Annotated in this window: 31 protein-coding genes; 1 reads left to right on the forward strand and 30 read right to left on the reverse strand. The window is 60.3% G+C overall.

Going from position 1 to position 16,587, the window contains the following annotated elements; genetic code table 11:
• Positions 1–11: 11 nt before the first annotated feature.
• From rplQ to rpsJ, 28 genes are all read right to left on the reverse strand, one after another.
• A complete protein-coding gene (rplQ, locus tag DDZ17_RS10830) occupies positions 12–398 on the reverse strand; it encodes a 50S ribosomal protein L17 (protein ID WP_116366724.1) in 387 nt (128 codons plus the stop codon).
• A gap of 65 nt (positions 399–463) precedes the next feature.
• Positions 464–1,468 (reverse strand): DNA-directed RNA polymerase subunit alpha, encoded by a 1,005-nt coding sequence (locus tag DDZ17_RS10835; RefSeq protein ID WP_116366726.1) that lies wholly within the window; start codon positions 1,466–1,468, stop codon positions 464–466.
• Between the two features lie 37 nt (positions 1,469–1,505).
• On the reverse strand, positions 1,506–2,126 hold the full coding sequence (rpsD, locus tag DDZ17_RS10840) for a 30S ribosomal protein S4 (protein ID WP_116366728.1): 621 nt from the start codon (positions 2,124–2,126) through the stop codon (positions 1,506–1,508).
• Between the two features lie 21 nt (positions 2,127–2,147).
• On the reverse strand, positions 2,148–2,540 hold the full coding sequence (gene rpsK / locus DDZ17_RS10845) for a 30S ribosomal protein S11 (protein ID WP_116366730.1): 393 nt from the start codon (positions 2,538–2,540) through the stop codon (positions 2,148–2,150).
• Between the two features lie 76 nt (positions 2,541–2,616).
• Complete coding sequence (gene rpsM, locus DDZ17_RS10850) at positions 2,617–2,973, reverse strand: 30S ribosomal protein S13 (protein WP_116366732.1); 357 nt, start codon at positions 2,971–2,973, stop codon at positions 2,617–2,619.
• 160 nt (positions 2,974–3,133) lie between these two features.
• Positions 3,134–3,250: a 50S ribosomal protein L36 gene (gene rpmJ, locus DDZ17_RS10855; protein WP_116366734.1), complete on the reverse strand. Its 117-nt coding sequence runs from the start codon at positions 3,248–3,250 to the stop codon at positions 3,134–3,136.
• A gap of 30 nt (positions 3,251–3,280) precedes the next feature.
• Positions 3,281–4,609 carry a preprotein translocase subunit SecY gene (gene secY / locus DDZ17_RS10860; protein WP_116366736.1) on the reverse strand — a complete coding sequence of 443 codons (1,329 nt, stop codon included), beginning with the start codon at positions 4,607–4,609 and terminating at the stop codon, positions 3,281–3,283.
• Complete coding sequence (rplO, locus tag DDZ17_RS10865; RefSeq protein ID WP_116366738.1) at positions 4,610–5,044, reverse strand: 50S ribosomal protein L15; 435 nt, start codon at positions 5,042–5,044, stop codon at positions 4,610–4,612.
• Between the two features lie 15 nt (positions 5,045–5,059).
• Complete coding sequence (gene rpmD / locus DDZ17_RS10870; RefSeq protein WP_116366740.1) at positions 5,060–5,242, reverse strand: 50S ribosomal protein L30; 183 nt, start codon at positions 5,240–5,242, stop codon at positions 5,060–5,062.
• 18 nt (positions 5,243–5,260) lie between these two features.
• Entirely contained in the window at positions 5,261–5,776 is a 516-nt protein-coding gene (gene rpsE, locus DDZ17_RS10875) for a 30S ribosomal protein S5 (RefSeq protein ID WP_116366742.1), read from the reverse strand.
• A gap of 9 nt (positions 5,777–5,785) precedes the next feature.
• A complete protein-coding gene (gene rplR, locus DDZ17_RS10880; RefSeq protein WP_116366744.1) occupies positions 5,786–6,136 on the reverse strand; it encodes a 50S ribosomal protein L18 in 351 nt (116 codons plus the stop codon).
• 14 nt (positions 6,137–6,150) lie between these two features.
• Positions 6,151–6,678 carry a 50S ribosomal protein L6 gene (rplF, locus tag DDZ17_RS10885; protein ID WP_116366746.1) on the reverse strand — a complete coding sequence of 176 codons (528 nt, stop codon included), beginning with the start codon at positions 6,676–6,678 and terminating at the stop codon, positions 6,151–6,153.
• Positions 6,679–6,705: 27 nt separating this feature from the next.
• Entirely contained in the window at positions 6,706–7,098 is a 393-nt protein-coding gene (gene rpsH, locus DDZ17_RS10890) for a 30S ribosomal protein S8 (RefSeq protein WP_116366748.1), read from the reverse strand.
• A 15-nt stretch (positions 7,099–7,113) separates the two neighbouring features.
• A complete protein-coding gene (rpsN, locus tag DDZ17_RS10895; protein ID WP_116366750.1) occupies positions 7,114–7,419 on the reverse strand; it encodes a 30S ribosomal protein S14 in 306 nt (101 codons plus the stop codon).
• Between the two features lie 12 nt (positions 7,420–7,431).
• Entirely contained in the window at positions 7,432–7,971 is a 540-nt protein-coding gene (gene rplE / locus DDZ17_RS10900) for a 50S ribosomal protein L5 (protein WP_116366752.1), read from the reverse strand.
• A gap of 41 nt (positions 7,972–8,012) precedes the next feature.
• A complete protein-coding gene (gene rplX / locus DDZ17_RS10905) occupies positions 8,013–8,324 on the reverse strand; it encodes a 50S ribosomal protein L24 (protein ID WP_116366754.1) in 312 nt (103 codons plus the stop codon).
• Positions 8,325–8,347: 23 nt separating this feature from the next.
• Positions 8,348–8,716, reverse strand: coding sequence for a 50S ribosomal protein L14 (gene rplN / locus DDZ17_RS10910; RefSeq protein WP_116366756.1), 369 nt, complete (start codon positions 8,714–8,716; stop codon positions 8,348–8,350).
• Positions 8,717–8,758: 42 nt separating this feature from the next.
• Positions 8,759–9,028 carry a 30S ribosomal protein S17 gene (rpsQ, locus tag DDZ17_RS10915; protein WP_116366758.1) on the reverse strand — a complete coding sequence of 90 codons (270 nt, stop codon included), beginning with the start codon at positions 9,026–9,028 and terminating at the stop codon, positions 8,759–8,761.
• Positions 9,029–9,030: 2 nt separating this feature from the next.
• Positions 9,031–9,222, reverse strand: a complete 192-nt coding sequence (rpmC, locus tag DDZ17_RS10920) for a 50S ribosomal protein L29 (RefSeq protein WP_116366760.1) — start codon at positions 9,220–9,222, stop codon at positions 9,031–9,033.
• Positions 9,222–9,635: a 50S ribosomal protein L16 gene (gene rplP / locus DDZ17_RS10925; RefSeq protein WP_116366762.1), complete on the reverse strand. Its 414-nt coding sequence runs from the start codon at positions 9,633–9,635 to the stop codon at positions 9,222–9,224. The genes rpmC and rplP overlap by 1 nt, the downstream gene beginning before the upstream one ends.
• A gap of 11 nt (positions 9,636–9,646) precedes the next feature.
• Entirely contained in the window at positions 9,647–10,318 is a 672-nt protein-coding gene (gene rpsC, locus DDZ17_RS10930) for a 30S ribosomal protein S3 (protein ID WP_116366764.1), read from the reverse strand.
• Positions 10,319–10,333: 15 nt separating this feature from the next.
• Positions 10,334–10,672 carry a 50S ribosomal protein L22 gene (gene rplV, locus DDZ17_RS10935; protein ID WP_116366766.1) on the reverse strand — a complete coding sequence of 113 codons (339 nt, stop codon included), beginning with the start codon at positions 10,670–10,672 and terminating at the stop codon, positions 10,334–10,336.
• 30 nt (positions 10,673–10,702) lie between these two features.
• Positions 10,703–10,978 carry a 30S ribosomal protein S19 gene (gene rpsS / locus DDZ17_RS10940; RefSeq protein WP_116366768.1) on the reverse strand — a complete coding sequence of 92 codons (276 nt, stop codon included), beginning with the start codon at positions 10,976–10,978 and terminating at the stop codon, positions 10,703–10,705.
• 37 nt (positions 10,979–11,015) lie between these two features.
• Complete coding sequence (rplB, locus tag DDZ17_RS10945) at positions 11,016–11,843, reverse strand: 50S ribosomal protein L2 (RefSeq protein WP_116366770.1); 828 nt, start codon at positions 11,841–11,843, stop codon at positions 11,016–11,018.
• A gap of 23 nt (positions 11,844–11,866) precedes the next feature.
• On the reverse strand, positions 11,867–12,163 hold the full coding sequence (rplW, locus tag DDZ17_RS10950) for a 50S ribosomal protein L23 (RefSeq protein WP_116366771.1): 297 nt from the start codon (positions 12,161–12,163) through the stop codon (positions 11,867–11,869).
• Entirely contained in the window at positions 12,160–12,777 is a 618-nt protein-coding gene (gene rplD, locus DDZ17_RS10955; protein ID WP_116366772.1) for a 50S ribosomal protein L4, read from the reverse strand. The genes rplW and rplD overlap by 4 nt, the downstream gene beginning before the upstream one ends.
• Positions 12,778–12,794: 17 nt before the next feature.
• A complete protein-coding gene (gene rplC, locus DDZ17_RS10960; protein WP_116366774.1) occupies positions 12,795–13,430 on the reverse strand; it encodes a 50S ribosomal protein L3 in 636 nt (211 codons plus the stop codon).
• A gap of 126 nt (positions 13,431–13,556) precedes the next feature.
• Complete coding sequence (gene rpsJ / locus DDZ17_RS10965) at positions 13,557–13,868, reverse strand: 30S ribosomal protein S10 (RefSeq protein ID WP_116366776.1); 312 nt, start codon at positions 13,866–13,868, stop codon at positions 13,557–13,559.
• A gap of 323 nt (positions 13,869–14,191) precedes the next feature.
• On the opposite strand from rpsJ, the gene DDZ17_RS10970 reads away from it, so the two are divergent.
• Entirely contained in the window at positions 14,192–14,590 is a 399-nt protein-coding gene (locus DDZ17_RS10970) for an NINE protein (protein WP_338322793.1), read from the forward strand.
• On the opposite strand, the gene cobD is transcribed toward DDZ17_RS10970, so the two are convergent.
• The gene (gene cobD / locus DDZ17_RS10975) at positions 14,547–15,647 is read right to left on the reverse strand and encodes a threonine-phosphate decarboxylase CobD (RefSeq protein ID WP_116366777.1); all 1,101 of its coding nucleotides are present in this window, start codon (positions 15,645–15,647) and stop codon (positions 14,547–14,549) included. The two genes, DDZ17_RS10970 and cobD, sit on opposite strands and share 44 nt — an antisense overlap.
• The gene (gene cbiB / locus DDZ17_RS10980) at positions 15,637–16,581 is read right to left on the reverse strand and encodes an adenosylcobinamide-phosphate synthase CbiB (protein ID WP_116366781.1); all 945 of its coding nucleotides are present in this window, start codon (positions 16,579–16,581) and stop codon (positions 15,637–15,639) included. The genes cobD and cbiB overlap by 11 nt, the downstream gene beginning before the upstream one ends.
• Positions 16,582–16,587: the final 6 nt, after the last annotated feature.

Consider the following 16,587-nt stretch of genomic DNA (forward strand, 5'->3'; position numbering starts at 1 on the left):
AAGCGAACGACTTACTCGTCGTCGCCCTCCACATCCGCAACGGGGCGATCCACCAGCTCGACGTAGGCCATGGGGGCCTTGTCGCCGGCGCGGTAGCCGCACTTGAGGATGCGAATGTAGCCACCCGGGCGCGCCTGATAGCGCGGACCCAGTTCGCTGAACAGCTTGCCCACGGCCGCTTTGCTGCGCACGCGATCGAACGCCAGGCGGCGGTTGGCCACGCTGTCGTTCTTGGCCAGGGTAATCAGCGGCTCAGCATAGCTGCGCAGCTCCTTGGCCTTGGGCAGGGTGGTTTTGATCAGTTCGTGCTCCACCAGAGACACGGTCATGTTGCGGAACATGGCCTTGCGGTGTGAGCTGTTCCGGTTGAGCTGACGTCCACTGTGACGATGACGCATTTTTCCAATCCTATCTGTTCTGTGCTATCGCAGCACGCTATAACTGGTATCAGAACCGGGAGCGCTTAAACGCTCAGCACCCGGTCGTCGTTTTTCAGGCTGGCGGGAGGCCAGTTGTCCAGGCGCATGCCCAGTGACAGGCCGCGCGACGCCAGGACGTCCTTGATCTCGGTCAGTGACTTCTTGCCCAGGTTCGGGGTCTTGAGCAGCTCTACCTCGGTGCGCTGCACCAGGTCACCGATGTAGTAAATGTTCTCGGCCTTGAGGCAGTTCGCAGAGCGAACCGTCAGCTCGAGATCATCAACCGGGCGCAGCAGGATCGGATCGACTTCATCCTCTTCCACAACGGACTCAGACTCAGACTCGCTCTCCAGGTCGACGAACACGGCCAGCTGCTGCTGCAGGATGGTCGCGGCGCGACGGATCGCCTCTTCCGGGTCGATGGTGCCGTTGGTTTCCAGATCCAGCACCAGCTTGTCCAGGTCGGTACGCTGCTCAACCCGCGCAGCTTCCACCACGTAAGACACACGGTGAATCGGCGAGAAGGTAGCGTCCAGCTGCAGACGGCCAATGGAGCGGGTTTCCTCTTCCGGGTTCTCGCGAGAGTCCGCCGGGGAGTAGCCGCGGCCACGGGCCACAGTCAGCTTCATGTTGATCTCGGAGCTGCCGTTCAGGTGGCAGATCACGTGATCGGGGTTGCGGATCTCGATATCGTGATCCACCTGGATATCGGCGGCGGTCACGGCTCCGGGGCCCTTCTTGCTCAGCGTCAGCTCAGCTTCATCCTTGCCGTTCATCACCAGGGCAACGCCCTTGAGGTTCAGCAGGATCTCGATCACATCTTCCTGCACGCCTTCGATGGCGCTGTACTCGTGCAGAACACCATCAATTTCCACTTCGGTGATGGCGCAGCCGGGCATGGAAGACAGCAAAATGCGACGCAATGCATTGCCCAGAGTGTGGCCGAAACCACGCTCCAGGGGCTCCAGGGTTACCTGGGCGCGCGAGCTGGTCTTCTCTTCGACGTTGATAACGCGCGGAGTCAAGAATTCATTAACTGCTGTCTGCATTCTGGCACCTGTAGTTGTAGGTTAGTCCTGGATCCGATTACTTGGAGTACAGTTCCACGATCAGGTTTTCATTGATCTCGGAGGACAGGTCCTGACGCTCGGGAGCGGACTTGAAGGTCCCTTCCAGCTTGTCGGCGTTGACTTCAATCCACTCGGGCTCACCGCGCTGGGCGGCCAGGGCCAGGGCAGACTGCACACGCAGTTGCTTTTTGGCTTTTTCACGCACGGAAACCACGTCGCCGGCTTTCACCTGGTAGGACGGGATGTTGACCGCCGCGCCGTTCACCAGGATCGCCTTGTGGGATACCAGCTGGCGAGCTTCGGAGCGGGTTGAGCCAAAGCCCATGCGGTAAACCACGTTGTCCAGGCGAGACTCAAGCAGTTGCAGGAGGTTTTCACCGGTGGCGCCTTTCAGGCGGGCAGCTTCCTTGTAGTAGTTGCGGAACTGCTTTTCCAGGATGCCGTAGATACGACGGACTTTCTGCTTTTCACGCAGCTGTACGCCGTAGTCGGACAGGCGGCCGCGACGGGCGCCGTGCTGGCCGGGGGCAGTTTCGGGTTTGCACTTGCTTTCCAGTGCGCGCACACCGCTTTTCAGGAACAGGTCGGTTCCCTCACGACGGGAGAGCTTGCACTTGGGACCAATGTATCGAGCCATGTCAATTCTTCCTGTAAAGCGTTATACGCGACGTTTCTTGGGCGGACGGCAGCCGTTGTGCGGCACCGGGGTCACGTCGGTAATGTTGCTGATCTTGTATCCGCAGGCATTCAGCGCACGCACCGCGGATTCACGACCGGGGCCGGGGCCCTTCACCTGGACGTCCAGGTTTTTCAGGCCGTATTCCTTGGCGGCTTCACCGGCACGCTCCGCCGCTACCTGGGCAGCGAACGGGGTGCTCTTGCGCGAACCGCGGAAACCGGAACCACCCGCGGTGGCCCAGCTCAGGGTGTTGCCCTGGCGATCGGTGATGGTGATGATGGTGTTGTTGAAGGACGCGTGTACGTGCGCGATCCCATCGACGACGGTCTTGTTGACCTTTTTACGAGTGCTTTTGGCACCTGGCTTAGCCATGCTGTAGTTCCTGCTTTAATATCAACACTGCACAACGGTGCAGCTACACTAAAAGGATTCGCTGTTGGGCGTATGCTTACTTGCGAATCGGCTTGCGCGGACCCTTACGGGTACGGGCGTTGGTCTTGGTGCGCTGGCCGCGCAGCGGCAGGCTGCGACGGTGACGCAGGCCGCGGTTGCAGCCCAGGTCCATCAGACGCTTGATGTTCATGGAGACTTCACGGCGCAGGTCACCCTCTACCGTCATCTCGGCCACCTTGTTACGCAGAGCATCCATTTGCTCTTCGCTGAGATCAGCAATCTTAGCGTTTTCGGCAACACCGGTGTCTGCACACAGACGACGCGCCTGGGTACGGCCCACACCGTAGATGTAAGTCAGTGAGATAACAGCATGCTTGTTATCGGGTATGTTGACGCCGGCAATACGAGCCATCCAACTCTTCTCCAAATACTCAGTTTGTCGCTAACAGCAGCGCAGCATCTGGCCCCTGATTTGCATCAGATTGAGGGGCGGGACGCGAAAGGCGCAGCATTCTAGCGGCATGTTTACTAAAAATCAACCACCGCCCGCCCGAAGGCCGGCGGCAACCACATCAGCCCTGGCGCTGCTTGTGGCGCGGGTCTGTGTTACAGATCACGCGCACAACACCATTGCGACGGACAATCTTGCAGTTTCTGCAGATTTTCTTGACCGATGCACGTACTTTCATCTTTCACTCTCTCCGTTCACCCGGCGCGGCTTAACGCACACGCCCGGAAGCACCATAGTTTTTCAGGTTGGCCTTTTTCATCACAGAGTCGTACTGCTGTGACATCAGGTGGCTCTGCACCTGGGCCATAAAGTCCATCACCACGACAACCACAATCAGCAGTGAAGTGCCGCCCAGGTAAAAGGGCACGTTCCACATCACTACCAGGAACTGGGGCATCAGGCAGACCAGCGCGATATACGCGGCGCCGAACACCGTCAGCCGGGTCAGCACGCCATCGATATAGTTGGCGGTTTGCTGTCCCGGGCGGATACCCGGCACAAAGGCGCCGGACCGCTTCAGGTTGTCAGCCACTTCCTGCGGGTTGAACATCAACGCCGTATAGAAGAAGCAGAAAAATACAATCAATGCCGTGAACAACAGGATGTTCAACGGCTGGCCCGGGCCGATGGCAACGGCCAGGTCCTGCAGCCAGTCGGCGCCACCGGAGGAGCCGAACCACTGCGCCAGCGACGCCGGGAACAGCAGGATGCTGCTGGCAAAAATGGCCGGGATCACACCCGCCATGTTCACCTTCAGGGGCAGGTGCGAGCTCTGCGCCTGCATCATCTTGCGACCCTGTTGCCGCTTGGCATAGTTCACCGTGATGCGGCGCTGGCCGCGCTCGATGAACACGATCATGTAGATCACCGCAATCGCCAGCGTCAGGATGAACAGCAGGATCAGGATGTTCAGCTCACCCTGGCGCGCCTGCTCCAGCGACTGGCCAATCGCAGAGGGCAGGCCCGCCACGATACCGGCGAAGATCAGCAGCGAAATGCCGTTGCCCACGCCCTTCTCGGTAATCTGCTCGCCCAGCCACATCATGAACACAGCGCCGGTGACCAGCGAGGTAATCGCAATCACGTAGAACAGCGGGGTCACACTGTAGGCCATGCCCTGGTTGGCCATGCCCACGGTCATCCCGGTGCCCTGCACCAGTGCCAGAATCACCGTCAGATAACGGGTGTACTGGCTGATTTTACGGCGACCGGATTCGCCTTCTTTCTTCAACTGCTCCAGCTGCGGGGTCACTGCCGACATCAGCTGCATGATGATGGATGCAGAGATGTAGGGCATGATGCCCAGCGCCAGGATACTCATGCGCTCCAGGGCACCGCCGGAGAACATGTTCGCCAGCCCCAGGATGGTTCCCTGGTTCTGGTTGAACAGCGCCGCCAACTGGTTGGGATCGATCCCGGGGACCGGGATATGAGTGCCGATGCGATAAACGATTATCGCCATCAAGACAAAACGAAGGCGAGCAAAGAGCTCGCCCATGCCTGCCTTGTTGACTCCGGGCAGTTGACCTGTCGCCATTTAGTCCTCTACTTTTCCGCCGGCCTTCTCGATGGCTTCGCGGGCACCCTTGGTAACCGCCAGACCTTTTACGGTCAGAGCCTTGTTCAGCTCACCGGACAGGAACACACGAGCGCGCAGCACATCGTTACGGATCAGGTCGGCGTCTTTCAGCGCAGCCAGATCCACCACGTCACCAGCTACCGCATTGAGTTCGCCCAGGCGTACCTGCGCGGTGGTGCGGGAAATACGCGAAGTAAAGCCGTATTTCGGCAGGCGTTTCTGCAGGGGCATCTGACCACCCTCGAAACCGGGCTTCACAGTGCCGCCGGAGCGGGATTTCTGACCCTTGTGGCCGCGGCCACCGGTCTTGCCCAGGCCGGAACCAATGCCGCGACCAACGCGCTTGGCGTCCTTGCGGGCACCGGGAGCCGGGCTCAGGGTATTCAGTCGCATAACATCAGACATGATTTAGTCCTCGACCCGTACCAGGTAATTCACTTTGTTGATCATGCCACGCACAGAGGGAGTGTCTTCCACTTCCACGGTGTGGCCGATGCGGCGCAGGCCAAGACCGGCGACACAGGCCTTGTGGTTCTTCAGGCGACCGTGAGCGCTCTTGATCTGCGTGACCTTGATAGTTGCTTTAGCCATGACAAGCCAACCCAATAATTAGTTCAGAATTTCTTCGACAGTCTTGCCGCGCTTGGCCGCCACATCGTCGGGCGCCGCCATGTCGCGCAGGCCGTTGAAGGTCGCGCGCACTACGTTCACCGGGTTGGTGGAGCCATAGCACTTGGCCAGTACGTTGTGTACGCCGGCAATTTCCAGCACAGCGCGCATCGCGCCACCGGCAATAACACCGGTACCTTCGGAAGCGGGCTGCATGTACACCTTGGAAGCGCCGTGAGCGGCCTTCACCGGGTACTGGATGGTGCCGTTGTTCAGCTCAACGCTGATCATGTTGCGGCGGGCAGCTTCCATCGCTTTCTGGATGGCAACCGGCACTTCGCGCGCCTTGCCGCGGCCAAAGCCAACCCGGCCGTTGCCGTCGCCAACCACGGTCAGCGCGGTGAAACCGAAGATACGGCCGCCTTTTACTACTTTGGCAACACGGTTGACCTGAACCAGCTTCTCCTGGAGGTCACCTTCCTGCTGCTGTTGCTTTTTCTGGTCGTTGAACGCCATATCGATACCCTAGAATTCCAGTCCACTTTCACGGGCAGCGTCGGCCAGGGCCTTGATGCGTCCGTGGTACTTGTAGCCGCTACGATCGAAGGCGACCTTGTCAATGCCGGCAGCTTTGGCGCGCTCAGCCACCAGCTTGCCAACAGCAGCAGCCGCATCAATGTTGCCGGTGGCGCCACTGCGCAGGCTGCTGTCCAGGGTGGAAGCACTGGCCAGTACCTTGTCGCCAGCCGGTGCGAACACCTGGGCGTAAATGTGGCGCGGAGTACGGTGCACGCTCAGGCGGTTTACGCCCTGGGTGCGCATACGGGCGCGGGTGCGACGGGCGCGACGCAGCCGGGAATCGTTCTTTGCACTCATCTCTTAGTACCTGCTTACTTCTTCTTGGCTTCTTTACGACGGACATGCTCGTCCGCGTAGCGAATGCCTTTACCCTTGTAAGGCTCCGGCGGGCGGTAGGCGCGGATTTCCGCGGCCGCCTGGCCGACTGCCTGCTTGTCGATGCCCTTGACCACGATTTCGGTCTGGGTCGGGGTCTCGGCGCTAACGCCTTCGGGCAGTTTGTAGTCAACCGGGTGAGACAGGCCCACAGTCAGGTTGACGCTCTTGCCGTCGGCCTTGGCACGATAGCCCACGCCGTTGAGGACCAGTTTTTTCTCCCAGCCTTCGCTGACGCCCTTGACCATGTTGTTCAGCAGCGCACGGGTAGTACCCGCCAGCGCCTTGAACTTGTCGCCGTCGTAGGCAACGGTCACTACGTTGTCTTCCTGCTTGATGTCCACACCTTCGTTCAGGGTGAACTCCAGGGCGCCTTTACCGCCCTTCACGGTCAGGTCGCGGCCGTTCAGCTTGACCTCTACCCCATTGGGCAGTTCTACCGGATTGTTTGCGACTCTAGACATGTTGAATGCTCTTCAATTCAGTAAATCTTAGAAAACGGTGCAGAGCACTTCACCGCCAACGCCAGCGGCGCGGGCAGCGCGATCGGTCATCACACCACGAGAGGTGGAGACAATGGCCACACCGAGGCCGCCACGTACAGAAGGCAGTTCGTCCTTGCCTTTGTAGCTGCGCAGGCCGGGGCGGCTGATGCGGTCGATCTCTGCAATGACGGGCTTGCCATTGAAGTACTTCAGTTCAATCTCCAGGCGCGGCTTGCCTTCGCTGGAAGCATTGAAGTCAGCGATGTAGCCCTCTTCCTTCAGTACGTTCGCCACGGCAGCTTTCAGCTTGGAGCCAGGCATTTCCACCTTGGTCTTGCCAGCCATCTGCGCGTTGCGAATGCGGGTCAGCATATCTGACAGCGGATCTTGCATACTCATCTTGAATTCTCTCCGTTACCAGCTGGACTTAACCAGACCAGGTACATCACCGCGCATTGCAGCTTCGCGCAGCTTGTTACGGCACAGGCCAAATTTACGATATACCGCGTGAGGGCGACCGGTGACCTGGCAGCGACGCTGACGACGAACCGGGCTTGCGTCACGAGGCAGCTTCTGCAGGGCGATCTGGGCTTCCCACTTGGCGTCGTCAGAGGCGTTGACGTCGCTCAGAATCGCTTTCAGAGCGGCACGCTTCTCGGCGTACTTAGCTACCATACGTGCACGCTTGGTCTCACGCGCAATCATAGATTTTTTAGCCATGTATAAAGCCTCTTAACCTTTCAGGGGGAAGTTGAAAGCGCGCAGCAGGGCGCGGCCTTCGTCGTCCGTACGAGCGGTGGTGGTGATGGTGATATCCATACCGCGCAGGGCATCCACCTGGTCGTAGTCGATTTCCGGGAAAATGATCTGTTCGCTGACGCCCATGGCGAAGTTACCGCGGCCGTCGAAAGACTTCGGGCTGATGCCGCGGAAGTCACGAATCCGGGGAATCGCGATGGAAATCAGGCGATCCAGGAATTCGTACATGCGATCGGAACGCAGGGTCACCTTGCAGCCAATGGGCCAGCCGTCACGGATCTTGAACCCGGCGATGGATTTGCGCGCCTTGGTGATCACCACTTTCTGACCGGCGATCTTTTCCATGTCGGCGACGGCATTTTCCAGCACTTTCTTGTCGCCCACGGCTTCACCTACACCCATGTTCAGGGTGATCTTGGTGATGCGCGGTACTTCCATCACATTAGCCAGACCCAGCTCTTCTTTCAGCTGGGGAGCGATCTCGCTCTTGTACTTGTCTTTCAACGTTGCCATGTCTTCTACCTGTAAACTCGGTTTGCCAGCCCGCAGCGGGATCAGTCGATCGCTTCGCCGTTGGACTTGAAGATACGCACCTTGGTATCCCCATCCACCTTGAAGCCCACACGGTCAGCCTTGCTGGTGGCGGGATTGAAAATCGCCACATTGGAAACCTGAATCGGGGCTTCCTTCTCGACAATGCCGCCGGCCACACCCATTTGCGGGTTGGGGCGCGTGTGCTTCTTCACCATGTTGATGCCGGCAACAATCACTTTATTGTCAGCGAGCACCTTGCGAACCTTGCCGCGCTTACCCTTGTCCTTACCGGCCAGGATAACCACTTCGTCATCGCGCTTGATCTTCAACATCTCTCGTCCTCTCCTTGGCCAGCTCAGATAACTTCCGGGGCCAGAGAAATAATCTTCATGAACTTCTCGCCGCGCAGTTCACGGGTCACCGGACCAAAGATACGGGTTCCGATGGGCGCTTCCTGGTTGTTCAGCAGCACGGCGGCGTTGTCATCAAACTTGATGAGGGAACCGTCAGCGCGGCGAACACCTTTCTTGGTGCGCACAACCACGGCAGTCATTACCTGGCCTTTCTTGACCTTGCCGCGGGGAATTGCTTCCTTCACGGTTACCTTGATCAGGTCACCGACGCGGGCGTAACGACGCTTGGAACCGCCGAGCACCTTGATGCACATCACACGGCGGGCACCGCTGTTGTCGGCCACTTCCAAATACGACTGTGTTTGAATCATTTTCTAACTCCAAACTGCGGCTCACGCCGCACTATCCTGTACTCAAACGACCTGAGTGGCGCTCTCAACAACTTCCTGCAGCTTCCAGGTCTTGGACTTGGAAAGCGGGCGGGACTCAACCACCTTCACGGTGTCACCGATACCGCACTCATTGTTTTCGTCATGAGCGTGGATCTTGGACGAGCGGGTGATGTACTTGCCGTACACCGGGTGCTTGACCCGACGCTCGATCAGCACAGTGATCGTCTTGTCCATTTTGTTGCTGACAACCTTGCCGGTCGCCGTACGGATACGCTTCTCTGCACCTGACATGATTAGTTACCTGCCTTCTGTTTCAGTACAGTCTTGACGCGTGCGATGTCGCGCTGGTTCTGCTGGAGCAGGTGCGTCTGCGCCAGTTGACCAGTGGACTTCTGCATGCGCAGCTTGAACTGCTCTTCACGCAGGGTGAGCAGCTGCTTGTTCAGGTCCTCAGCGGACTTTTCACGCAATTCGCTTGCTTTCATCACATCACCGACCGTTTAACAAATGTAGTAGCCACAGGGATCTTGGCGGCGGCCAGGGTAAAGGCCTCGCGCGCCAGTTCCTCGGAAACACCCTGCACTTCGTACAGCACTTTGCCGGGCTGGATCTGGGCTACCCAGTACTCCACGTTACCCTTACCTTTACCCTGACGAACTTCCAGGGGCTTGCCGGTAATGGGCTTGTCCGGGAAGACGCGGATCCAGATTTTGCCGCCACGCTTGATGTGGCGGGTCATGGCACGACGGGCCGCTTCGATCTGGCGCGCGGTGATGCGGCCGCGACCTGTCGCTTTCAAACCGTATTCGCCAAAGCTCACTTTGCTGCCGCGATGGGCCAGGCCGCGGTTACGACCCTTCTGAGTTTTGCGAAATTTTGTACGCTTAGGTTGAAGCATCTGCGTAACCCTTAATTAGTTGCTGTCTTCTTGGCGCCGTCAGCCGCTTCTTCAGTGCCGATGACTTCGCCTTTGAAAATCCATACCTTCACACCGATGATGCCGTAGGTGGTGGACGCCTCGTAGGTTGCGTAATCGATGTCCGCACGCAGGGTGTGCAGCGGCACACGGCCTTCGCGATACCACTCGGTACGCGCAATCTCGGCACCACCCAGACGGCCGCCAACCTGCACCTTGATGCCTTCGGCACCCTGGCGCATGGCGTTTTGCACTACGCGCTTCATGGCACGGCGGAACATCACACGACGCTCCAGCTGCTGGGCCACGTTCTGGGCAACCAGCTTGGCATCCAGGTCCGGCTTGCGGATTTCCTCGATGTTGATGTGCACCGGCACACCCATTTTGGCAGTCAGGGTGCGACGCAGTTTGTCCACGTCCTCGCCTTTTTTGCCGATCACAATGCCGGGGCGGGCAGTGTGAATGGTGATGCGGGCAGTCTGCGCCGGGCGCTCGATGACGACGCGGCTGACAGAGGCGTTTTCGAGCTCTTTCTCGATGAAAGCGCGAACTTCCAGGTCACTGATCAGGTTCTTGGAGTAGTTCTTGCTATCCGCGTACCAGATCGAGTTGTGATCCTTTACGATGCCGAGCCGGATGCCGACCGGATTTACTTTCTGACCCATGGTCTTCTCCTAACCTTAGCCTTCGCCGTCTGCGACTTTCACTGTGATATGACAGCTGCGCTTGAGGATGCGATCCGCACGGCCTTTGGCACGCGGGCGCAGACGCTTCATGGTCATACCTTCATCTACAAAGATGCTGGACACTTTCAGCTCGTCCACGTCGGCACCTTCGTTGTTCTCAGCATTGGCAATGGCGGAATCAAGCACCTTCTTGACAATGTGAGCAGCCTTCTTGGGGCTGAATTCCAGCAGTGCAAGCGCTTTTTCAACGGGCATGCCGCGCACCTGGTCGGCGACCAGGCGGGCCTTCTGCGCCGAGATGCGCGCGCCTTTCAGTCTTGCTGCAACTTCCATCTTCCTAAACCTCGCTTATCCGGCCCGCGCTTAGCGCTTGGCCTTCTTGTCCACGATATGGCCTTTGAATGTGCGGGTTACCGCAAATTCACCCAGCTTGTGACCAACCATGTCTTCGTTGATCAGCACCGGGACGTGCTGACGGCCGTTGTGCACGGCAATCGTCAGACCGACCATATCCGGAGCAATCATGGAACGGCGCGACCAGGTTTTGATCGGGCGACGGTCGTTGCTCTCAAGCGCAGCCTCGACCTTCTTCATCAAGTGCAGGTCGATAAAAGGACCTTTCTTCAGTGAACGCGGCACAATCTGTTTCCTCTAAAATCTGGTTTAACGGCAACCGTTATTTCTTACCACGACGACGCACAATCAGGCCGTCGGTACGCTTGTTCTTGCGGGTCTTGTAACCCTTGGTCGGCGTACCCCAGGGGCTGACCGGGTGACGGCCACCGGAAGTACGACCCTCACCACCACCATGGGGGTGATCAACCGGGTTCATGGCGACACCGCGAACGGTCGGACGTACACCACGCCAGCGCGCGGCGCCCGCTTTACCCAGCTTGCGCAGGCTGTGCTCGGAGTTGGACACTTCGCCCAGCGTTGCGCGACAGTCAGACAGCACCTTGCGCATCTCGCCGGAGCGCAGACGCAGGGTGGCGTAGCGACCTTCACGAGCCACCAGTTGCACAGAGGCACCAGCGGAGCGCGCCATCTGGGCGCCTTTGCCCGGCTTCATCTCAACCGCGTGGATCACAGAACCCACGGGGATGTTGCGCAGCGGCAGGCAGTTGCCCACCTTGATCGGCGCGGCGGAGCCAGACTGCAGCGTGTCGCCGGCAGATACGCCCTTGGGCGCAATGATGTAACGGCGCTCACCGTCGGCGAACAGCAGCAGCGCAATGTGCGCGGTGCGGTTCGGATCGTATTCCAGGCGCTCAACCTTGGCCGGAATACCGTCCTTGGTGCGCTTGAAATCGATCACACGGTAGTGCTGCTTGTGACCACCGCCAACGTGACGGGTGGTAATGCGACCGTTGTTGTTACGACCACCGTTGCGAGACTGCTTTTCCAGCAGGGGCGCATAGGGCGCACCCTTGTGCAGCTCCTGGTTGACCACGCGTACGACGTGGCGGCGACCCGGGGAAGTGGGCTTGCTCTTCAGAATTGCCATGTTCAACCTACTCCTTATTCGCCTTACTCTACGGAAGCAAAGTCAATTTCCTGACCCTGCTCCAGACGAACGTATGCCTTCTTCCAGGTCGGCTTGGTGCTGTAACCGAAACGGTTGCGCTTGACCTTGCCTTTCACTTTCAGGGTCTGGACGCTGTCCACCTTGACCTTGAACAGCTGCTCAACAGACTTCTTCACTTCCAGCTTGGTGGCGTCAACGGCCACTTTAAATACGTACTGGTTGCTGCTGTCTGCCGCAATGGCAGCTTTCTCGGATACGTGCGGACCGACCAGTACCTGGAACACTCTTTCCTGGTTCATCCCAGCATCTCCTCAATCTTCTTCACTGCGTCCACAGTCACCATCACCTTGTCGTAGGCGATCAGGCTGACCGGGTCGACGCCGTCCACGTCGCGCACATCCACCTTGTGCAGGTTGCGCGCGGCCAGGTACAGGTTCTCGGCCACTTCGGTGGTCACGATCAGCACACTGTCGACACCGTAGTCACCCAGTTGCTTGGCCAGCAGTTTGGTTTTCGGCGCTTCCACTTCCATGCTCTCGACCACTACCAGGCGATCCTGACGGGCCAGTTCGGAAACGATGGAGCGCAGGGCGGCGCGGTACATTTTGCGGTTCACTTTCTGGGAGTGATCCTGCGGGCGGGCCGCAAAGGTCACACCACCGGAGCGCCAGATGGGCGAGCGAATGGTACCGGCGCGAGCGCGGCCGGTGCCCTTCTGACGCCAGGGCTTCTTGCCGCCGCCGCTGACTTCGGAGCGGGTTTTCTGTGCACGAGTACCCTGGCGGGCGCCGGCCAGATAGGCGGTCACCACCTGGTGAACCAGGTCTTCGTTGTATTCGCGGGCAAACGCCACATCGGAAACGGATACCTTACCCGCTTCAGCATTGCCCGGCTTGACTACATTCAGTTCCACGTTAGAAACCCCCTAACTTATGCCTTGACCGTGGGACGAACGACCACGTCACCACCGGGTGCGCCGGGGACGGCGCCCTTGATGAGCAGCAGGCCGCGCTCAGCGTCCACACGAACAACTTCCAGACCTTGCACGGTCACTTGCTCGGCACCCATGTGGCCGGCCATTTTCTTACCCTTGAACACGCGGCCCGGGGTTTGGCACTGACCAATGGAGCCCGGCGCGCGATGCGACAGGGAGTTACCGTGGGTGGCATCCTGGGTGCGGAAGTTCCAGCGCTTGATGGCGCCCTGGAAACCCTTGCCCTTGGACTGGCCGGCCACATCGACCTTCTGGCCAGCCTCGAAACGCTCAACAGTCAGCTCGGAACCGACTTCGAAGCTCTCTTCAGAGCCTTCCAGACGGAATTCCCACAAACCACGACCCGCTTCAACACCCGCCTTGGCGAAGTGTCCCGCTTCGGATTTACTCACTTTAGAGGCCTTGCGGTTGCCCGCAGTGACCTGGATTGCCCGATAGCCATCGCTCTCGAGCTCTTTGATCTGAGTAACGCGGTTTGGAGCGATCTCCACTACGGTTACTGGGATGGATGCGCCGTCTTCGGTAAACACGCGGGTCATACCGGATTTACGGCCGACTAAACCAATAGTCATTGTTGCTAACCTCTCAGTGTACGGGGCTTACCCTCTATGGCCGCCCCGCCTTTTGCTTTGAACTGCTGGGCGTTACACACCCGGCCGCATTGTGGCGGCCGGGCAGGTCTTGTTTACGAGATATCGTTAACCAAGACTGATTTGTACTTCTACACCTGCGGCCAGATCCAGCTTCATCAGGGCGTCCACAGTTTTTTCTGTGGGCTCCACGATGTCCAACAGACGCTTGTGCGTACGAATCTCGTACTGGTCACGTGCATCTTTGTTGACGTGCGGGGAAATCAGCACGGTGTACTTTTCCTTCCGGGTGGGAAGGGGGATCGGGCCACGAACCTGGGCACCAGTGCGGCGCGCAGTTTCCACAATCTCCTGAGTCGACGTGTCGATCAGTCGATGGTCGAAAGCCTTAAGACGGATACGAATGCGTTGATTCTGCACCTGACCAAACTCCAATCAATAAAAAAACCAGGAACCCGCAAAGGAGCCCCCCGAAAAAGGAACGCGAATACTATAGACCGACCTGAGGGGTGTCAACCAGGCGATGGTAAATAGTTTCGGGGAATCCGACTTATTTCCATGGGCTTTCTGCCGGCGCGCATTATGGCACCGCGGCGAGCCGATGCAAGTGTTTTTTGATTAATTTTTGCACGATAACGGCCCACTGCCCCCCTCCTCGCCCCCAGCTTCACCGGCAAGCGCCTTGACCTACCCCCGGGCCGCTCCCACTATTAACGCCAGACCACTTCGCAAGGAACGCCAGCATGTCCAACCAACCGCCCAGCCACTCCGTATTCATGGGTTACCTTCTGTGGATTTTCGGCTTTATCGGCGCCCATCGCTTTTACTACGGCCGCCAGATCACCGGGGTTATCTGGTTTTTCACCCTGGGGCTGCTCTTTGTGGGCTGGATCATCGACCTGCTGCTGATCCCCGGCATGGCGCGGGATGCAGACCACCGCTACGAAAGCGGCGAGACCGACTACGACCTGGCCTGGATTCTGCTCACCTTCCTGGGCGTTTTCGGTATTCACCGCTTTTATATGGGCAAGATTTTCACCGGCCTGCTCTATCTGGTGACCCTGGGCCTGTTCGGGATTGGCGTGCTGTACGACTTCCTTACCCTGAACGGCCAGATTGACGACCAGAACCGGGGCCGCTAGCCAACCCCACCGCCTGCGCCGCCGCCTGCAGGCGACCGAGGGCAGCGGCCTCGCCGGACGCCTCCGGCAGGCCCAGACGCAGCACCGCCTCGCCTGAGGGAGCGTCGATCACACGCAGCAGCAACCGACGCTGCGCGCAGGCCGCCTGCAGCGCGAACGCAACACCTGCAGGCAGGCGCGCACTGGCAAACAGATCCGTTCCCGTCCATGCCAGCGCCGGCAGCACCGCCGCCAACCCCTGCCGCCAGGCGCGCGAGGCCACCTGCAGCCGGCGCCGCTGGCCGGCCTGCCATGCGCCGTCGCACAGGGCGGCTGCCCCCACCCAGCGCGCCGGATGACTGACCGCCCAGGGGTCCGTGGCTGCCGCCAGCGCCGCGAGGTCACCCGCCGGGCCCAGCACAAAACCCAGCCGCAGGCCGGCCAGCCCGAAAAATTTACCCAACGAGCGCAGCACCACCAGGCCAGGGGGAGCGCTGGCATAGGTATGGGCACGAAAGCGAGACGCCAGACTGTAGGCCGGCGTTGGATCAACAAAGGCCTCATCCACCAGCAGGCGACCACCGCGCTGGTGGAGCACAGCAGCCAGCGGCAGCAATGCGTCGGCAGCGAACAGCGTCGCGGCCGGATTATTGGGATTGATCACCACCGCATAGCGCACAGACGGGCTCGCCAGCATGGCTTGTAGCTCTTGGTGACTGCCATACAGCAGGCAGTGGTGGCCTGCCTGGCTCCACGCCCGGTGGTGCTCCTGGTAGCCCCAGTAGGGCAGCGCCACCTGCGCCTGTGGCCACAGGCGTGGCAGGTGACTGATGGCATGCTGGGAGCCGGGCACCGGCAACAGGCACTCAGCAGCGCAGCCGTAGTAGCGCGCCGCCGCCGGCACCAGGTCATCCGCATCTTCCGGCAGGCGCTGCCACACTGCCGGCGGCACCGGCGGCACCGGCCAGGCAAACGGGCTGATGCCGGTGGACAGATCCAGCCAGTCCGCCGCACTGCCGCCATAGCGGGCAATGGCCGCGCTTAAGCGGCCACCATGTTCCAGAACCTCAGAGGCCATGGCTGCCCCAGCGCCAGAGCAGTTCCAGGGCCGCGGCCACCCCCAGCAGGATCGCCACCGCACGCCACAACAGGGTCAGGGCACGGGGGATATCGCCGGGACGGGCCTCCCGGCCACAGCCGAATACCGGCCGGCGCTGCCACTGGCCGCCATAGCGGGCCGGCCCGCCGAGCCAGATTTGCAGGGCGCCCGCCCCCGCCGTCATCACCGGGCCGCCGTTGGGGCTGGACAGGCGCCGCGCCTGGCGGCGCCAGCAGCCGAGGGCGGAACGCGCCGCACCCGCCAGGGCATAGGCCAGCGCGCAGCAGCGGGCGGGCAGGTAGTTGAGCACGTCGTCCGCCCGGGCCGCCCAGGCGCCAAATTGCAAAAAACGCGTGTTTCGGTAGCCCCAGCAGGCATCCAGGGTATTGGCCAGGCGATGCAGCACAGCCCCCGGCGCACCGGCCACGGCAAACCAGAACAGGCTGGCGATGACCGCATCACTGCCGTTTTCCAGCACCGATTCCAGCACCGCCCGGGTGGCCGCCGGCGCGTCCATGTCGGCGGTATCGCGGCTCACCATCATGGCCACCGCGGCCCGGGCCGCGGCGATGTCACCGGCCAGCAATGGCCCTGACACGGCCCGCGCATGGCGGGCAAGGCTGCGCCCACCCAGGCAGAGGTAGAGCAACAGCATGTTCAGCGCCACGGCCGCGCCGTTACCCAGCAGCTGCAACCCCCACCACAAACAGCACGGCAGGGGCAGCACCAGCACAGACCAGGCCAGGGCGCCGCGCCAGCGCCGCTGGCGCGCACTGGCCCCGGGGCGGTTCAGCCTGGTCTCAAGCAGACCGGCCAGGCGGCCAAAGCCAACCAGCGGGTGCCAGCGCCGCGGCTCGCCCAGCAGCGCATCCAACAGCACGCCGCCAAGCAGAGTGGGCGCTATCAGCGACATCCTCTA

Origin of the sequence: Parahaliea mediterranea, assembly GCF_003402235.1 — a bacterium.
Lineage (GTDB): Bacteria > Pseudomonadota > Gammaproteobacteria > Pseudomonadales > Halieaceae > Parahaliea > Parahaliea mediterranea.